Raw genomic sequence first — 1,366 nt, 5'->3', positions numbered from 1 at the left:
CGGTGACGGTGCCGACGAGGATGTCGTTCTGGCCGGTGTGGCGGGCGAGCAGGGCGTGGTAGGCGGCCAGCAGCACCATGAACATCGTGCTGCCGCGCTCCCGGCCCAGCCGGGCGAGCGCGGCGGTCTCGGCCTCGTCCAGCCGGAGTACGGTCCGCCCACCTGTACGGCGTGGCGCGGGGCGGCGCGGACGGTCCAGGGACAGTTCGAGCGTCGTGGGGTCGGTGAGGCGCTGCTGCCAGTAGGCGAGGGCTTCGGTGGTGTCCTGCCCGCGCTGCCACAGGGCGATGTCGCCGAACTGCACCGGCAGCGGGGCGAGTTCGCGGCCGGAGTAGAGGGCGGCCAGCTCGTCGTAGAGGATGTTGAGGGACCAGCCGTCACCCAGGATGTGATGCATCACGAGGCACAGCACGTGGTCGTCGGCGCCCAGCCGGATCAGGGTCGCGCGCAGCGGCGGCGCGGCACTGAGGTCGAGCGGGGTGTTCGTGCGCGAAGCCACGAGGGCGAGAGCTTCCTCCTCGTGCGCCGCCGTCAGCACCTCGACCGTTACGGCTGACGGGGGTTCGACGACGGCGGTGGGCTCGCCGTCGGCTTCGGGGAAGCGGGTGCGCAGGATCTCGTGCCGGGCGGTGACCGCGTCCAGCGCACGGCGCAGCGCACTTTCGTCGAGCGGGCCGCGCAGGCGCTTGGCCATCCACATGTTGTACGACGCGTCCTGCGGGTCGAGGCGGTGCATGAACCACAGGCGTTCCTGCGCCGACGACAGCGGCGGCTGTGTGCCCGCCGGGCGTGGGACGGGGCCGGTCACGGCCTCGCCGGGCACTGCCGCGTCCACGAGCGAGGCCAGTTGTGCCACGGTCGGGTGCCGGAAGACGTCACTGACCGCGATCCGGGCGCCGGTACGGGCGTTGAGGCGGGCGGTGAGCATGGCGGCCCGCAGGGAGTGCCCGCCGAGCGCGAAGAAGTCGTCGTCCGCGTGGATGTCATGGACGTCCAGCACTTCTTCCAGGACGTCCGCGACAAGCCGCTCTGCGTCCGTTGTCAGCGGCCGTGCGTCGGAGACCCGTTCCGTCCCGGGGTGGGGGAGGGCTTTGCGGTCGATCTTGCCGTTGGGGGTGAGGGGGAGTGCGGTGAGCGCGATGTAGGTGGTGGGGACCATGTAGCCGGGCAGGAGGGCGGCCAGGTGGGTCTTCAACTCGGCGGGGCTGGGGGCGGGTTGGTCGGGGACGTAGTGGGCGAGGAGGTTCTCGTCGTGGACGGTGACGACGGCTTGGCGGATGCGGGGGTGGGTTTCGAGGGCGGTGGCGATCTCGCCGGGTTCGATGCGGTGGCCGCGGAGTTTGATCTGGTCGTCGGTGCGGCCGTG

General features: G+C 71.7%; 1 protein-coding gene. It reads right to left on the bottom strand.

Going from position 1 to position 1,366, the window contains the following annotated elements; translation table 11 throughout:
* A partial coding sequence (locus ACWERV_RS36840) for a condensation domain-containing protein (protein WP_452941264.1) occupies nt 1-1,366 on the bottom strand: 1,366 nt, incomplete at both ends.

The sequence above is a fragment of the Streptomyces sp. NPDC004031 genome, assembly GCF_053604375.1.
This window is presented reverse-complemented; position numbering and strand designations above follow the sequence as displayed.